The organism is Actinosynnema sp. NPDC049800 (genome assembly GCF_040656635.1).
Lineage (GTDB): Bacteria > Actinomycetota > Actinomycetes > Mycobacteriales > Pseudonocardiaceae > Actinosynnema.
This window is the reverse complement of the sequence record NZ_JBFAMT010000028.1, coordinates 1-14188: the sequence shown is the minus strand read 5'-3', so window position 1 is coordinate 14188 and position 14188 is coordinate 1. Positions and strand designations below refer to the sequence as shown.

Here is a 14188-nt window from a genome sequence, read left to right as displayed (position 1 = left end):
CCCGGCTGTCGATCGTGTCCTGTCACCCTTGAGTCGAACGGCGGCGGCCCGGATCGACATCGCGGCGGAAAGTCGTCGGAGAAAACTCCGCGGACCGGCGGCGGGCTCACCCCGCGAGGAAGCGCAGCAGTTCGTCGGTGACGAACCGCGGGTTCTCCTCGACCAGCCAGTGCCCGGCGTTCGGCACGTCGACCGCCCGCACGATGTCGGTCACGCGCGGGGCCACCGTGGCCCTGATCGCGTCGAGCTGCCCCTGAGCGGTCATGAGCAGGGTCGGCGCCCGCACCGGCGCGGCGGCCACCGCGTCGCGGACGTCCTGGTCGAGGGCGCGGTAGAGGTCGAAGCCACCGGAGAGGGCCTGCGGCCGGCTGTAGGTCCGCGCGTACTCGGCGACCTCGGCGTCGGTGAACGGCGACCGGTCCGACGTGCCGCCGAACGCCGTTCCGCCGAAGGCGACCTGGGGGTAGAACAGCGCCAGGTACTCGCGGACGTCGTCGCCGACCACGGCCTCGGGCACCCGCGGCTGGGCGTGCAGGGCGATGTGCCAGCTCAGCGAGCGGTACGCGGCCGCGTCGATCGCGGGGCCGGGCAGCGGCAGGTCGAGGTAGCCGAGCCGCGCGGTGTCGGCGGGGAACTGCGCGGCGTACTGGAACGCCACCGCCGCGCCGAGGTCGTGCCCGACGACGCTCGCGTCCCGCACCCCGAGCCGGTCGGCGACCAGGGCGTGCGCGTACCGCGCGAGGGTGGCCTTGTCGTAGCCGGTCGGTGCGCCGGTGCTGTCGCCGAGGCCGGGCAGGTCGATCGCGTAGACGGTGTGGTGCTCGGCGAGCGCGGGCATGATCGGCCACCAGCCGAACCAGGTCTGCGGCCAGCCGTGCAGCAGCACCACGGGCGTGCCGCGGCCGCCGGTCACGTAGTGCATCCGTACGCCGTCGACGTCGGCGAACTCGTGCCGGAAGGTGTCGGTGAACCGCGCGTCGGCGTGGGTGGCCCGCGCGTGCGCGGGAACCTCGGGGGCGGGCGGTGCGGAACAGGCGGTGGCGGCGGCGACCAGGAGGGCCAGCGCGACGGTCACCGGTTTGGGCAGGCGGCGGGATGGTCGTGGTGTGGGGTTCATGTGTTCCTGTCCTCGGACGACGGCGTTCACCGGCCCGGTCCCCCGCGCTGTCGCGGACGAGCGGCGCGTGATCGTGCCGGTGGTGCGGCCAGTGTCGTCAGCGAGATCCCGGACGGGCACGAAATCTTGCCGTTCCGGCAAGTCGGGGAGAAGGTTTTCCTTTGACAGTCCTGAGAGGGTGGATTTTCGTGGGACAACACGACAACGACGTGAATGCGATCCGCGACCTGGCCGGGCTGGCCACCCCGATGGCGCTGCGGGTCGCGGTGACCCTCGGGTTGCCGGACCGGTTGCTCGGCGACGGTTCCCCGGCCGGCGGACTCGCGGTCGAGCTCGACGTCGACCCGGTCGCCCTCGAACTCCTGCTCGCCCACCTCGCGACCCTCGGGGTGGTCGAACGCACCCCCACCGGCTACCGGACGACGGCGTACGGCGCGAACCTGCGCGCCGACGCCGGCAACGGCCTCGCCGACCTCCTGAACCTGGACAGCGCGGGAGGGCGGGCCGAACTGGCGTTCGTCGAGCTCGCGCACAGCGTCCGCACCGGCCGGGCGGCCTACCCGCGCCGGTACGGGCAGGACTTCTACCGCGACCTGGACGAGCACCCGCACCTGCGCGCGACGTTCGACCGCCAGATGACGCACCGGTTCCGCGCCCAGATCCCCCGCATCGTCGCCGGTGTCGACTGGTCCCGGTTCGCCACCGTGGTGGACGTCGGCGGCGGCGAGGGCGGCCTGCTCGCCGCGATCCTCCTCGCCCACGCCGGGATGCGCGGCCACCTGGTCGACCTCGCGCCGACCGCCGCGCGGGCCCGCCGCACGTTCGACGCCCACGGTCTCGACGCGCGGGCCGAGGTGACGGCCGGCAGCTTCTTCGACCCGCTCCCGGCAGGCGCGGACGCCTACGTGCTCTTCGACGTCCTGCACAACTGGGACGACGAGCACGCCGACCGGATCCTGGGCCGGTGCGTCGAGGCCGCCCGCCCCGGCGGACGCGTGCTGGTCGTCGAAGGGGTCGGCGGGCTGCGGGCGAGCAGCGCGAGCGACCTGGACATGCTGGTGATCTTCGGCGGGCGCGAGCGGCGGCTCGACGAGTTCCGCGCGCTCGGCTCGGCGCACGGCCTGGTCCTCGACACCGTGACCGACCTGACCGATCACCGGTGCCTGCTCGAATTCCGGCTCGAAGCCCCGTCAGTGTGAATTCACGCCGTGCTGTTAACAGTTAGTGATCGTCCCGGTACCGTCCGAACAGGGGGTGGGCGGCAAGGGGGCGACATGGGTGTTCCTCGGCGTGATCGATTCGGGCCACGGGTCGTGCACAACGGATTCGGCGGGCAGGCGGACACCGTCGTCCAAGCCGGTGTGATCAACGGCGACCTGATCACCCACCGGGCGCGGCCCGTCCTGGACGACGCCGCAGACCTCCTGGCGGCCGTGGTGCGCCGGCAGTGGGAAGCCGAAGCAGCGGTCCGCTCGCTGCGCCGACCGGAGCCGTTGCGCCTGCGCTGGGCGCCCACCCGCAGGCAGGTCGCCTACCCGGACGCGCCGGCGACCGCCGGCGGCGACCTGGACGACCTGGCCCGGCTGTTCACCGCGCTCCCCGACCGGCAGCTGGTGGTCCTCGGCGCGCCGGGCGCGGGCAAGTCCGCGACCACGCTGCTGCTCGCCCTGGACCTGCTCGAACGCCGCGCGCCCGGCGAGCCCGTGCCGGTGCTGCTGTCCCCCTCCTCGTGGAACCCGCACAACGAGCACCTCGAGGACTGGATCATCCGGCGGCTGGAGACCGACTACCCGGCGTTGCGCGACCGCGGCGCCTACGGGCGTCACGCGGCCCGCCGCCTGGTGGTCGAGCAGCGCCTGCTGCCCCTGCTCGACGGGCTGGACGAGCTGCCGCCGGACCTGCTCGCGCCGGCGCTGGAGGGCGTGCGCCACGCGTTCGGCCCCGGCCGGCCGCTGGTCCTGACCTGCCGCGGTGACGAGTACGAGGCCGCGGTGCGCACCGGCGGCGTGGGGCTGCCCGCCGCGACGGTGGTCGAGCTCGAACCGGTCGCCACCGACGACGCGATCGAGTTCCTCTCGGCCTCGTTGCCGCAGGTCGTCCGCCGCTGGACCCCGGTGCTCGACCACCTGCGCGCGAACCGGGACCCGGTGCTCGCGCGGTCGCTGTCCACGCCGTTGACGATCAACCTCGCGCGCGCCGTCTACGGCCGCCCCGACCGCGACCCCGCGGAACTGGTCGACCGGCGGCGGTTCGCCGACCACACCGCCCTGGAACGGCACCTGCTCGACTCGCTGGTGACCGCCCTCTACGGCGACCCGCCGACACCGCCGCCGAAGCTCGCGCCCCTGCCGTCGCCCACCGCGCACTACCCCGCCGACCGGGCACGCCGCTGGCTCGGCTTCCTGGCCCGCCACGCCGCCGCGAACGCGGCCGGCGACATCGCCTGGTGGCGCCTGCCCCGGCCGCGCCTCGTGCTGGCGGCCGTCGTCACCGGCGCGCTGTTCTGGGCGACGACCGGCGAGACCTCCCCCGTCGCGGTCGGCTTCGCGCTGGGCGTCTCGTTCACCTGGCTGATCGGCACGGTGCGGCGGCGGGCGCCGTGGCGTCACCTGCTCCTCGCACCCGTGGTGCTCGGCGCGGCGGTCTTCTTCATCAACTACAAGCACCCCAGCTCCCCCGGCACGACCGCGACGGCCGGGGTGGGGCTCGCGCTCCTGGTCGCCGTCGCCCTGTCGGTGGACCGCCCACCGCACCGGACGGGCCTGCGCCTGCACGGGCGTGGCAAGGCCGTCGCGTCCAGGATGGCGCTCGGCCTGGTGGTCACGACCGCCGCCATGCTCCCGGCGGCGGCCGTGTACGGGGTCCGCGACGTCCGCGACCTGTGGACGGGGCCCCTCGCGCTCGGCGTGATGACGGCCGTGGCCCTGGGCCTCGGCGCCTGGCTGACCGCCCCGCCGGACCGGTTCAGCGTGCCCCGACCGGGCAGGTCCCTGCGGGGTGACGTCGCGTCGACCGCCGTGTGGCTGCTCGCCTGGGCCGTGGCGTTCCAGCTGCCCCTGGTGTTCGCCGTCGTCGTGCTGGGCAAGTCCGTCGGCGCCCCGGTGGTCGCCGTGGCGTTGAGCTTCGGCCTCGGCACCGGCCTCGGCTGCGTGGTCAACAACGCCTCGGTGCTGTACGCGGCCTCGCTGGCCTGGTGGGCGTTGCGCGGGCGGTTGCCGTGGCGGTTGATGCGGTTCCTCGACGACGCGCACCGACGTGGCGTGCTGCGGCAGACCGGCGCCGTCTACCAGTTCCGGCACGCCCGCCTGCGGCACCACCTGGCCGCGTCCGGCTGAGGCCCGGTCAGTCCTCCTCGGCCTTCACCACCTTGCCGATCGCGGTGGCGGCCAGGGTGGTCGCGCCGGCCTTCACGTTCGCCCCTTCGGTCTGGTTGGAGTACGCGACGGAGTAGACGACGTTGCGGTAGCGGACGACGATCTCCGCCGACCACTTGACCTTCTCCTGGGCCACGAGCTCGGCCTCGTCGGCGCCTTCCACGTGCACCGCGACGCCGTTGCGGACCCGGTCCTCCATGTGCTCCTTCGCCTTGTCCACGCCGGACAGCTGGTGGTTGGCGTGGTAGACGTAGCTGGTCACGATCACGAAGGCGCCGCGGACGTTGTCCTTGGCGAGCCTGCCCTGGTTGTTCCAGCCGCACTGACCCTGGTCGTGCTCCGGCCCCGCGCCCGGGTTGACGCCGCCCGCGCTGTAGTCCATGCGGCCGGGGATGTGCGGGGCCACCTCCGCCTCGTCGAGCATCGCGCAGCCGATCGGGGCCTTCTCCAGGTCCTCGGACGTGTCCACGACCGGCTTCGCCTCGGTGTCGCCGTCGAGCCGGACGTACACGAAGTACCCGCCGACGCCCAGGCCCAGCACGAGGAGGATGACCAGCACCGCGATCAGCGGCCCCTTCCCGCCGCGCCGCGCCGGCGGTCCGCCCGGCATCCCCGGCCCGCCCGGTCCCCCCGGCCAACCAGGCATCCCCGGTCCGCCCGGTCCCCCCGGCATTCCCGGCCCGCCAGGCATCCCCTGCCCCGGCCCGCCAGGTCCCCCGGGCCCCCACTGCCCGCCCGGCATCCCAGGTCCCCCCGGCATCCCCGGTCCCCACTGCGGCGGAGGCGGTCCGGGTTGCGGGAACTGCCCCTGCTGCGGCGCCTGCGGGTGGTGGCCGGCCGGAGGGAATTGCCGTGGCGCACCGGAGTTCGTCATCCGACCTCCCCGACCGAGGCCGTCGTGTATCCCATCTGCAATACCACCCGCGTTTTCCCGGCGAAATGTTCCCGGTAGCGCAGCGGCCCGACCGCGGACCGCGCCTACCCCACAGAAGGCGCGGTGCGCAGGCGAAGATCCGCCGGCGACCTCCGGGTCACGACCGTACGCGGGCGCCGGACCCCGCGGTGTCGGGTGAACGCCCTACAACGGGGTAACGGTTCGGTTGAGCTCCGCGAGCGTCACCAGCCCGTCGTCGAGCGCCCGGCTCACCAGTTCGCTCTTGGTGCGGGCCGCCCGCCCGACGTTCGCGTACTTCACCCGCACGCGCGCGATGTGCGTGTCGACCGTCTTCACGGTGATGTTGAGCTTGGCGGCGACGAGGTCCTTGGACGACGAGGTGAACCACGCCCGCAGCACCTCGACCTCGCGCGGTGACAGGCGTGGCCGGTCCGGGGCGTCGTCGGCGACGAGCGCGCCCGACAACGACGGCGCGGTGTACGGGAGGCCGTTCGCGGTGGCCCTGATCGCCGGGATCAGGTGGTCCAGCCCTTCCCGCTTGGTCAAGTACGCCAACGCGCCGAGGTCGACGCACTTGAGCGCGGTGGCGGTGTCCGCGTGCTGCGAGTAGACGACGACCCGGCGGCCGTTGTCCACCAGCCTGCGCAGCTCGGCGAAGTCCGGCCGGCCCGGCACCAGCTCCAGGTCGAAGATCACCACGTCGGCGTCGGCGCCCGGACCGGTCCACACCTCGGCGAGCCGGGTGCCCGCGTCGACCAGGCGGATCGGCGGGGCGGCCTGCTCGCACCAGTACCGCACGCCCGCGGTGATGGCCGCGTGGTCGTCCACGATCACCGCCGTGATCACGCCGTCGGCTGCCACGTCGCCTCCACCCACACCGTCGCACCGTTGCCGAGCACCTCGACCCGCACGTCGGACGTCGCCGGGCTCGCCGGCGCGACCTCGCCGCTGTCCGCGACCACGTTGACCGACACCAACCCCTGGTCGCCGACCACCGTGACGCGGGCCCACGAGCCGGCCGTGGCGAGCGCGGTGAGCGCGGCGTCGGTCAGGTCGCGCCGGACCGCGACGGGCGGTGTCGGCCAGTGGCCGCGCGCTTCCAGCTCCACCACGACGCCCTTGCGGTCGGCCACGTCCGCGCAGTGCCGCAGCTCGTGCAGCAACGGGTTCGTCACCACGTCCGACTCCGCGCCGAGCCGCCGCATCCGGGCGGCCTCGATCGCGCCGCGCCGCTGGACCGCGGGGTCCTCGGGGTCCAGCGAGCCGTCGGCGAGGCCCTCCAGCAGCGGGATCGCGCCGGCGGACAGCTCGGCGAACCGCTGCTGCCTGCGCCGGTGGGACTCCGCCGCGACGGCCTCCGCGGTGCGCACCCGTTCGACCTCGGCGGCGGCGGTCTCGGCGTCCGCGGCGATCCGGTGCAGCACGGCGGCCACCACCGCCAGGCACAGCGGGAAACCGATCACGGTGACCGAGCCCGTGGCGAGCCGCGCCAGGTCGCCCTTGTCCACGTCGGAGAACAGGAGCATGTTCGACAGGGCGATCAGCTCGTGGGCCGCCAGGAACGCCACGACCGTCCGGAGCGGACGGTCCAGCAGCACGACCAGGCCGACCCAGTTGGCCGCGCCGAACGCCCAGTCGACGGCGCTCGCGGTGCGCTCCTCGGGCAGCGTCACGGCGGCCAGCGCGGACGCGGCCAGCACCACGGCGACGGCGAGCGGGCGCAGCCTGCCCCACGGCCGTCGCCGGGCGAGCAGCACCGCTTCGCCCGCGAGCACGGCGGCCAGTGCGGCGAACGCGGCCAGCTGCACGAGCGGCAGGTCGTGGGATTCCCAGCGGCGCACCAGGTTCGCCAGGCCGAGCACGCCGACCACGACGGCGGTCACGAGCAGGGTCGCGACCCGCAAGCCGAACAGGAGCCGGGCCCGCGTGCGCCCGCCGACGGGGTCACTCACCACTATCACGCCACTCCAACCGGACGACGGTGCCCGCGCCGACGGTGGACAGGACGGTGGCCGTGCCGCCGATGCGGTTCAGCCTGCCGTGCACGGACTCCCGCAGCCCGCGCCGGGTCACCGGGACGGCGTCGGGCGCGAAACCCCTGCCGCCGTCGGCGATGTCGAGGCGCAACCGCCGTCGGTCGCCGCCGAGCCGGATGGAGGCCTGCGAGGTGCCCGAGTGCCGGCGGACGTTGTTGAGCGCCTCACGGGTCGCGTCGGCGAACACCGTCGCCACGTCGGCGGGCAGCGGCAGCCGGGCGGGCGCGTCGAAGTCGACGTCCAGGTGCACGGCCTCGACCTCGACGGCCAGCAACCGCACCAGGTCGGTGTGCCGGGAGGTGTCGGCGCGGCCGGAGCGCAGCCGGTCCAGGTCGCGGCGGGCCTGCGGCGCCAGCCAGGCGCTGTCCCGGCGCACCTGCCCGCTGCCGACCATCAGCAGCGTCGCGGCGGCGGTGTCGTGCAGCGCCGCCGCGAACTCCCGTTCTTCCGCCCGCACGGCCGCCGCCACCGACGAGTCGCGCCGCGCGCGGGCGGCGTCGGCGGCCACCCGGTCGGCTTGTTCGGCGGCGCGGCGGACCAGTTGCCACGCGGCCCGGGACAGCCCGGCCGCCACCAGCGTCCACACCTGCGAGATCAGCAGGTCGTTGTCCGCCGACCCGGCCGCGGTGACCGCGACCGCCAGCCCTCCGCCGGTCGCCAGCGCCGCGACGGCTCCCGCGCGCGGCGACGTGTGCCACTGGTAGGTCACGCAGGCGAACGCGACGAGGAGCCTGATCCACCCGACGTTGGTGCGCTCGACGGCGTCGGTCGCGAAGATGCTCAGGCACACGCCGAGCAGCACCACCACGTCCACCGCGACCGGCAGGCCACCGTCGGTCCTTTGTAGCCACCAGGCGTACCCGCAGGTCCACACCACGGCGACGCCTACGGCCGACGCGGTGGCCGGCAGGTGTTCCGGGGTCACCCGGAGCATCGCGATCGCGCCGATGGGCAGCACCGTCGCCAGCCGCACCACCGCCGCGTGCCGACGACCGAACCGGCGCAGCAGGAGTTCGGCCTGCCCTGCCATGCCCCGCACCTCGCCTCGCACTCGCCCCCGGTACTCGTGCCGGGGCGACGTTACCGGCACCCGGGTCCGAATCGGACACCCAGGTAAGGGCTTTCGGCCCGCTGAACGGCGACCGGGCGTCCCACTCCGGACCCCGTGCACCCCATGTGGCAGACGGCGGCCCGACCTTCCGCCACCCGGCCGCGTCGTCCGCCGCCGATCGGCGGCGTCCGCGCCGACCTACCGCTCCCCGGCCGTCACCGGGCCCGGTCGTCGGAAGTCGGCCAGTCGAGCAGCTTCGCGCCGAGCACCGCGACCTGGAGCGACAGCGCCTGGGTCGGGTCGTCCACGGTGTACCCGGTGAGCTCCGCGACGCGCTGGAGGCGGTACGTCACCGTGCGGACGCCGAGGTGCAGCTCGCGCGCGCAGGCAGCCGTCACCTGGCCGTTGGCGAAGTAGGACGACAGCGTGTCCAGCAGCGGCCCGGCCCCGCCCCGCGCGCCGCGCAGGGGTTGCAGGACGACCGACACGAGGTCGGCCAACGCGGCGCTGTCGCGCAGCAGCACCTGGTAGACCAGCAGGTCGGCGGCCTTGTGCACGTGTCCGGGCAGGTCCAGCCGTTCGGCGATGTCCAGGGCGTGGGTCGCCTGCTCGAACGAGCGGAGCACGCCGCCGGGACCGGAGTGGGCGCGGCCGAGGCCGACCCGCCAGGCGGCGTCCGGTCCCAGGACCTCGCCCACCTGGCGCACGAACTCTCCCGGCACGTCGGGCATCGTGCCGGGCGCGACGCAGACCAGCAGGCCCTCCTTGGTGGTGACCAGCACGCCGCGGGAATCCAGCCGCAGTCCGAGCGACGTCTCCACGGCGCGGGCCACCTCGCCGCCGTCGACCACCGGGCGCGCCGAGCGGACCGCCGCCACGACGTTGCTGCCGGCCAGCCGGAGCCCGAACCGCTCCGCCCGTTCCGCGAGCTGCCCGAGGTTGCGCCCGTCGAGCAGGTCGTCGACGAACTCCCGGCGGAACGACTCCTCCTGGCGCACCGACCAGCGCTGCGCTTCCTCGTAGCCCTCCGCGATCGCCGTGGCGGCCGCGTCCGCGGCCTTGAACACCGCCTCGCCCGCCGCGCGGACGGCGTCGGCGTCGGTCGCCCGCCGCACACCGGACAACGACCGCCACGCCAGCCAGGTGGCGCTCAGGTGCAGGTCGATCACCCCGTGCAGGGTCACGCCGCGCTCCGCCGCCCGGGCGCCGACGTCGCGGCGGACCTGGAGCTGGTCGGGCCGCAGCTGCCGCCTGGTCGCGCTGACCTCGTCCAGTTCCTCCAGGTACCCCTTGAGGAGGTCGGCGGGCACGCCGTGCGCGTCACGGCTGGCCCTCTCCGCCACCCCGGCCAACGGGTCGCCCCCGTGCTCGGGCGTGGGTGCCGCCCGCCTGGTTCGTGCCATGCGGAGGAGTCTGACAACCGCGGTCGACCTGGGGACGGCACGGGTGGACCTCGCGTTCGACTTGCGATCCGGCGCACGCGCCCACGACGTGCGGCAGGATCGTCACCAGCGAGCAGCTCCTGCACCGCGTCCGGGGCCACTACTACTTCGGCGACACCCGGCTGCTCGACGTCCACGTCCGCCGACCGCGCCGCAGGGTGGAGACCGACCCCGCCCTCGTCCTCACCGTCCGCGGCGCCGGCTACCGCCTCGGCCCCGACACCCGAGGTGACCATTCGTCAGCTACTCGTCAGGTCATCCACCAGCCGGTTCCCGCAGGATGGGCGACGAACCCCGAGACGGAACAGGAGCAGCCCGTGGTCGACGACCCCCACCAGCCGGACCAGCTCTGCCGCGTCACCACCGTCACGCTGGCCGCGCACTTCGGCGGCCGGGTGTCCCGCGAGGTCGTGGCCCGGACCGTCACCGACGCGCGGCTCGACCTGGAGGGCCGGATCCAGCCGGAGGCGCTCGCCGAGATGCTGCACCGCCTGGCCCAGTACCGGATCGACGCCATGATCTCGACCCGCACCTGACCCCGGCCGCGCGGTTCGAGCGATGACCTTCGCGTGCCGGGCGGTCCGCGTGACCTGGGCCTGCGCCGACCGCGGCGCACGTCGGCGCAGGTGAGCGGTTGTGGTTGTCCGGGTGGGGTCGTATCGTGGGTGGAGTCCAGCCGCCACCACGCGTAACGCGGAGCGACGATTCGGGTTGAGCAGAAGCTCGGTTGTTGGTTCTGGTACCAACCGAGGAGTGCCCCGTGACCGATACCCGCGCCGAGAGCATCCCGGTGACGACCACCCGCAGAGCCGATCACGACGGCATCGCCGTGGTCGCGATCGTCGGTGAGATCGACATGGCCTGCGAACAGCCGGTTCGCGCGGCCATCACCGACGAGCTGAACAGCCGGCCCACCGGCCTCGTCCTCGACCTCGCCGAGGTCGACTTCTTCGGCTCCGCGGGCATCCAACTGGTCGTGGACGCGGTCGTGCGCGCCCAACGCCTGCGCGTGCCGCTCGTGCTGGCGACCGACCGGCGCACCGTACTGCGCCCGTTGGAGATCACCCTCGTGAGCCAGACGGTCGACATCCACCCCACCCTGGCCGACGCGCTCGCGGCGCTGCGGGCCGACGTGCCGACGTCGAGACCGGCGGCGCACCGGTAGTCCCCGTTCTGGCTGGTGCGGGCGCGGCCCGTGCCGGCCACCGGATCAGGTCACCGGCCGACACCCGACTGCCCACCGGCGCCCGGCCGGGAATCGCGACCACGTCCACCTGACGCCGGCCCACGGCCGACCACTGGGCAGCCCACAGCTCGACAGAGCAGGAGTTCACCCGATCGGTGCGCCGGCAGGCGCTACCGTCCGGATGACATGAACGCACCCACCGGCACCGCGCCCGGCAGACGACCCGGCGCGCTGATCCGCGCCGACCCGCTCCCGCGCCGGTTCCGCCCGGAGCACGCCGAGGCCGCGTACCGCGTGTTCTACCAAGGCGTCGGGCACGACGGCCGGGGCCGCCTCCTCACCGGGTCGGTGTTCGTCCCCGAGGGCGCGCCTCCCCCCGGCGGCTGGCCCGTGGTCAGCTACGCGCACGGCACCACCGGCCTGTCCGACCGCACCGCGCCGTCGCGCACCGGCCTGCTCCGGCTGGAACGCGCGCACATCGCCGCCTGGCTCGCGGCCGGCTACGCGGTCACCGCGACCGACTACGAAGGCCTCGCCACACCCGGCCCGCACCCGTACCTCAACGGCGAGGCGGTGGCCGACGACGTGATCGACATCGTCCGCGCCGCCCGGCGGCTCGACCACCCGCTCGCCCGCCGCTGGCTCGTCGCGGGATTCTCGCAGGGCGGGCACGCCGCGCTGTTCACCGCCCTGGTCGCGACGCGGTACGCGCCGGAGCTGGACTTCCTCGGCACGGTCGCGCTCGCGCCACCCGTGCACCTGGTCCGCGTCATCGCCACCCGCACCAGCGACGCGGCCGGGCCCGTGTGCGCGTTCGTGCCGATCGTGCTGGCCGGCCTGCGCGCCCGCCACCCCGGCTTCGCCGACGACTTCCTCACCGACCGCGGCATCACGCTGGTCGACCTGGCCGAACGCGTGTCCCTGGTCGAGATGCTCCGCGCCACCAGGGCGATCACCAACCACGAGACCGGCATGACCGACCTGACCCGCCACGTCGACGTGGCCAGGGTGCTCGACGAGTGCCGCGTCCCGGTGACCCGGCTGGACCGCCCGGTCTTCCTCGCCGCGGCCGGGCTCGACGAGATCGTGCCGCCCGCCGTGGTCCACGACTTCGCCGAGGACATCACCACCGCCGGCAGCACTGTCCACCTGGCCACGTACGCGGAGGCCGACCACGGCGCGATCCTCACCGCCGCCCACCCCGACGCGACGGACTGGGCGGCCGCGGTCACCGGCCACAGCAGGGCCCCGGTCGCGCCGCCCGTCCGCTTCGACCTGCTGGACGCGACCGGCGACGGCTACCTGCGCCGCGACGACTACGAGGTCTTCGCGCTGCGCCTGGTCCAGTCGTTCGGCCACCCGCCCCGCTCGGCCGCCGCGATGGCCGTCCGGTTCGGCTACCGGGGCCTGTGGCGCGCGCTGGCCGCCGAGTCCGACACCGACGACGACGGCCGGGTGAGCAAGGCCGAGTTCCTCGCCTGGGCGGGCCGCGCCGCGCACACCGCGTTCGACCGGACCCTCCGCCCGCTCGCGGCGGCCGTGCTGGCGCTGGTCGACGCGAACGGCTCGGGCGTGGTGGAGCGCGACGAGTTCCTGACCCTGATGACCCGGTGCGGCCTGCCCGACCCCGCCGCCGGGTCCCTGTTCGACCGCCTCGACGCCGACCACCGCGGCACCGTCGAGACGGCCGAGATCATCCGCGCCACCCGGGAGTTCTGCCTGGACCCGGCGCCGGACAAGCCCGGTCAGTGGCTGTTCGGGCGGTTCTGAGGCCCCGGCGTCACGTCTGCGGCCACATCGAGTAGACGAGGTCGTCCTCGCCCGCGCACACGACCTGCGGCAGCGCAGGCTCCGGGACCTGGTTGCACGTCATCGAGCCGATCACCAGCGGCGCGAGTCCCGGCGTCGGGTCGCGGCGCTGGGCGTAGTAGTCGAACAGCACCGCGGCGGCCTGGTCGCACGTCAGCCGGCCCGACGGTGTCTCCACGACGACGGCCAGCATGGGCTTGCCCAGCGCGCCGGGGAACGGGTCGTCGCAGTACTCGGCGGGCGCGCCCTCGTCGATCGTCGGCAGCGACGCGGGACTGGGCTCGGCGGTCGGTTCGGCGGTCGGTTCGGCGGCCGGCTCCGGTGTCGACGCGGTGGTCGAGCCCGCCCCGACCGTCGTGGTCACCGCCCCGGCGCCGGCGCCGGTCACGCTGGTCGAGCACCCCGTGACCAGCGCGAGGAGCGCGACGAGGACCACCCCCGACCGCGTGGCCCGGTTCGCGCCCGGCACGTCGTGGGTTCTGGCGTTCGATCGGCCGGCAGGCGGCAGCGTTGTCACGGTCACTGGGACGTGCCGAGGAGGCCGGCGGTTGCGGTCGACCCGACGCGACCACGGTGCGTTTCGCGCAGTCCACCGGACGCTCGGGCCGGTTCCTGGTGTGATCCACCTCCACGTCACAGCGCGGTAACGGTTGGGTGGGGCGGACGCGGAGGTTTCGGTGCGCCGGGTTTGCTGTGCGCCATGAACACGAAGGTCGCGTCCCTGCTGCTGGCGCTGGGTTTGAGCGCCTCCCTGGTCGGCTGCTCCAGCAACGAGGACAAGTTCGTCGACGAGCTGAAGGCCGCCGGCTTCACCTCGGTCGGCGAGCCGCGCAGCGAGTCCGAGAAGAAGTCCAAGAAGATCGGCAAGCGGACGGTCAAGTCGTCGCAGAAGACCATCGAGGTCACGGTGCGCGTCAAGGGCTGCGACCTGGAGTTCGCGAAGGTGTCCGGGCAGTCCGGCTACTGGCTGGACGAGCTGCACGTCAACGGGCAGGAGCCGGACTGGCCCGGCTACCCCGAGAACCTCAAGCAGCAGGACGTCGTGACCGCGTTCGCGGGCAACCAGCCCAAGCCCGACGGCTTCGAGGACTGCTACCGCCCCGACCAGCCCTAGCCCGCAGCACGCCGGGTCGACGGCCCCGTCCTCTCCCGGGCGAATTCCAGGGGTGATCGCAACACCGCTGCTAGCGCCTGTTTCACAAGTCCGTGTTCGCGATAGTCGGGCCTGAGGCGGCTCCCGGGGGCACGGCCGAATGGGCCACATACAACAGCGGTATG

13 protein-coding genes and 1 pseudogene are annotated in these 14188 nt (G+C 74.2%); 7 read left to right on the top strand and 7 right to left on the bottom strand.

Translation table 11 applies throughout. The features are described from left to right. Positions 1-106: 106 nt before the first annotated feature. On the bottom strand, positions 107-1117 hold the full coding sequence (locus tag AB0I91_RS27100) for an alpha/beta fold hydrolase (protein WP_499639416.1): 1011 nt from the start codon (positions 1115-1117) through the stop codon (positions 107-109). A gap of 188 nt (positions 1118-1305) precedes the next feature. Here AB0I91_RS27100 and AB0I91_RS27095 point away from each other — a divergent pair, with 188 nt between their 5' ends. Together AB0I91_RS27095 and AB0I91_RS27090 are read left to right on the top strand one after the other, a co-directional pair. Then, entirely contained in the window at positions 1306-2316 is a 1011-nt protein-coding gene (locus AB0I91_RS27095) for a methyltransferase (RefSeq protein WP_499612443.1), read from the top strand. Between the two features lie 114 nt (positions 2317-2430). After that, a complete protein-coding gene (locus AB0I91_RS27090; protein WP_499612441.1) occupies positions 2431-4452 on the top strand; it encodes an NACHT domain-containing protein in 2022 nt (673 codons plus the stop codon). Positions 4453-4459: 7 nt separating this feature from the next. Here AB0I91_RS27090 and AB0I91_RS27085 read toward each other — a convergent pair whose 3' ends face one another. From AB0I91_RS27085 to AB0I91_RS27065, 5 genes are all read right to left on the bottom strand, one after another. Then, positions 4460-5137 carry a hypothetical protein gene (locus AB0I91_RS27085; RefSeq protein ID WP_499639414.1) on the bottom strand — a complete coding sequence of 226 codons (678 nt, stop codon included), beginning with the start codon at positions 5135-5137 and terminating at the stop codon, positions 4460-4462. 432 nt (positions 5138-5569) lie between these two features. Further along, positions 5570-6247 carry a response regulator gene (locus AB0I91_RS27080; RefSeq protein WP_499639412.1) on the bottom strand — a complete coding sequence of 226 codons (678 nt, stop codon included), beginning with the start codon at positions 6245-6247 and terminating at the stop codon, positions 5570-5572. Continuing rightward, positions 6229-7338 carry a hypothetical protein gene (locus AB0I91_RS27075; protein WP_499639410.1) on the bottom strand — a complete coding sequence of 370 codons (1110 nt, stop codon included), beginning with the start codon at positions 7336-7338 and terminating at the stop codon, positions 6229-6231. The genes AB0I91_RS27080 and AB0I91_RS27075 overlap by 19 nt, the downstream gene beginning before the upstream one ends. Continuing rightward, on the bottom strand, positions 7331-8452 hold the full coding sequence (locus AB0I91_RS27070; protein WP_498775444.1) for a sensor histidine kinase: 1122 nt from the start codon (positions 8450-8452) through the stop codon (positions 7331-7333). The genes AB0I91_RS27075 and AB0I91_RS27070 overlap by 8 nt, the downstream gene beginning before the upstream one ends. 236 nt (positions 8453-8688) lie before the next feature. Then, positions 8689-9876 carry a PucR family transcriptional regulator gene (locus tag AB0I91_RS27065; RefSeq protein WP_498775446.1) on the bottom strand — a complete coding sequence of 396 codons (1188 nt, stop codon included), beginning with the start codon at positions 9874-9876 and terminating at the stop codon, positions 8689-8691. Positions 9877-9968: 92 nt separating this feature from the next. On the opposite strand from AB0I91_RS27065, the pseudogene AB0I91_RS27060 reads away from it, so the two are divergent. The 4 genes and pseudogenes from AB0I91_RS27060 to AB0I91_RS27045 all read left to right on the top strand — a co-directional run. Further along, positions 9969-10136: pseudogene (locus tag AB0I91_RS27060) on the top strand (winged helix-turn-helix domain-containing protein); the annotation flags it as partial. 96 nt (positions 10137-10232) lie between these two features. Then, positions 10233-10451 (top strand): hypothetical protein, encoded by a 219-nt coding sequence (locus AB0I91_RS27055; RefSeq protein WP_498775448.1) that lies wholly within the window; start codon positions 10233-10235, stop codon positions 10449-10451. A gap of 224 nt (positions 10452-10675) precedes the next feature. Further along, a complete protein-coding gene (locus AB0I91_RS27050) occupies positions 10676-11080 on the top strand; it encodes an STAS domain-containing protein (RefSeq protein ID WP_499639408.1) in 405 nt (134 codons plus the stop codon). A 207-nt stretch (positions 11081-11287) separates the two neighbouring features. Beyond that, positions 11288-12871 carry a lipase family protein gene (locus tag AB0I91_RS27045; RefSeq protein ID WP_499639406.1) on the top strand — a complete coding sequence of 528 codons (1584 nt, stop codon included), beginning with the start codon at positions 11288-11290 and terminating at the stop codon, positions 12869-12871. A 10-nt stretch (positions 12872-12881) separates the two neighbouring features. On the opposite strand, the gene AB0I91_RS27040 is transcribed toward AB0I91_RS27045, so the two are convergent. Beyond that, a complete protein-coding gene (locus AB0I91_RS27040) occupies positions 12882-13379 on the bottom strand; it encodes a hypothetical protein (RefSeq protein WP_499639404.1) in 498 nt (165 codons plus the stop codon). Between the two features lie 231 nt (positions 13380-13610). Between AB0I91_RS27040 and AB0I91_RS27035 the strand changes: the two genes are divergently transcribed. Next, a complete protein-coding gene (locus AB0I91_RS27035; protein WP_498775456.1) occupies positions 13611-14024 on the top strand; it encodes a hypothetical protein in 414 nt (137 codons plus the stop codon). Positions 14025-14188 lie beyond the last annotated feature (164 nt).

Bases quoted from the DNA above. Each gene is read 5' to 3' on its own strand.
- AB0I91_RS27100 (WP_499639416.1), bottom strand. From the start codon at position 1,117: ATGAACCCCACACCACGACCATCCCGCCGCCTGCCCAAACCGGTGACC.
- AB0I91_RS27085 (WP_499639414.1), bottom strand. From the start codon at position 5,137: ATGCCTGGTTGGCCGGGGGGACCGGGCGGGCCGGGGATGCCGGGCGGA.
- AB0I91_RS27070 (WP_498775444.1), bottom strand. From the start codon at position 8,452: ATGGCAGGGCAGGCCGAACTCCTGCTGCGCCGGTTCGGTCGTCGGCAC.
- AB0I91_RS27065 (WP_498775446.1), bottom strand. From the start codon at position 9,876: ATGGCACGAACCAGGCGGGCGGCACCCACGCCCGAGCACGGGGGCGAC.
- AB0I91_RS27045 (WP_499639406.1), top strand. From the start codon at position 11,288: ATGAACGCACCCACCGGCACCGCGCCCGGCAGACGACCCGGCGCGCTG.
- AB0I91_RS27035 (WP_498775456.1), top strand. From the start codon at position 13,611: ATGAACACGAAGGTCGCGTCCCTGCTGCTGGCGCTGGGTTTGAGCGCC.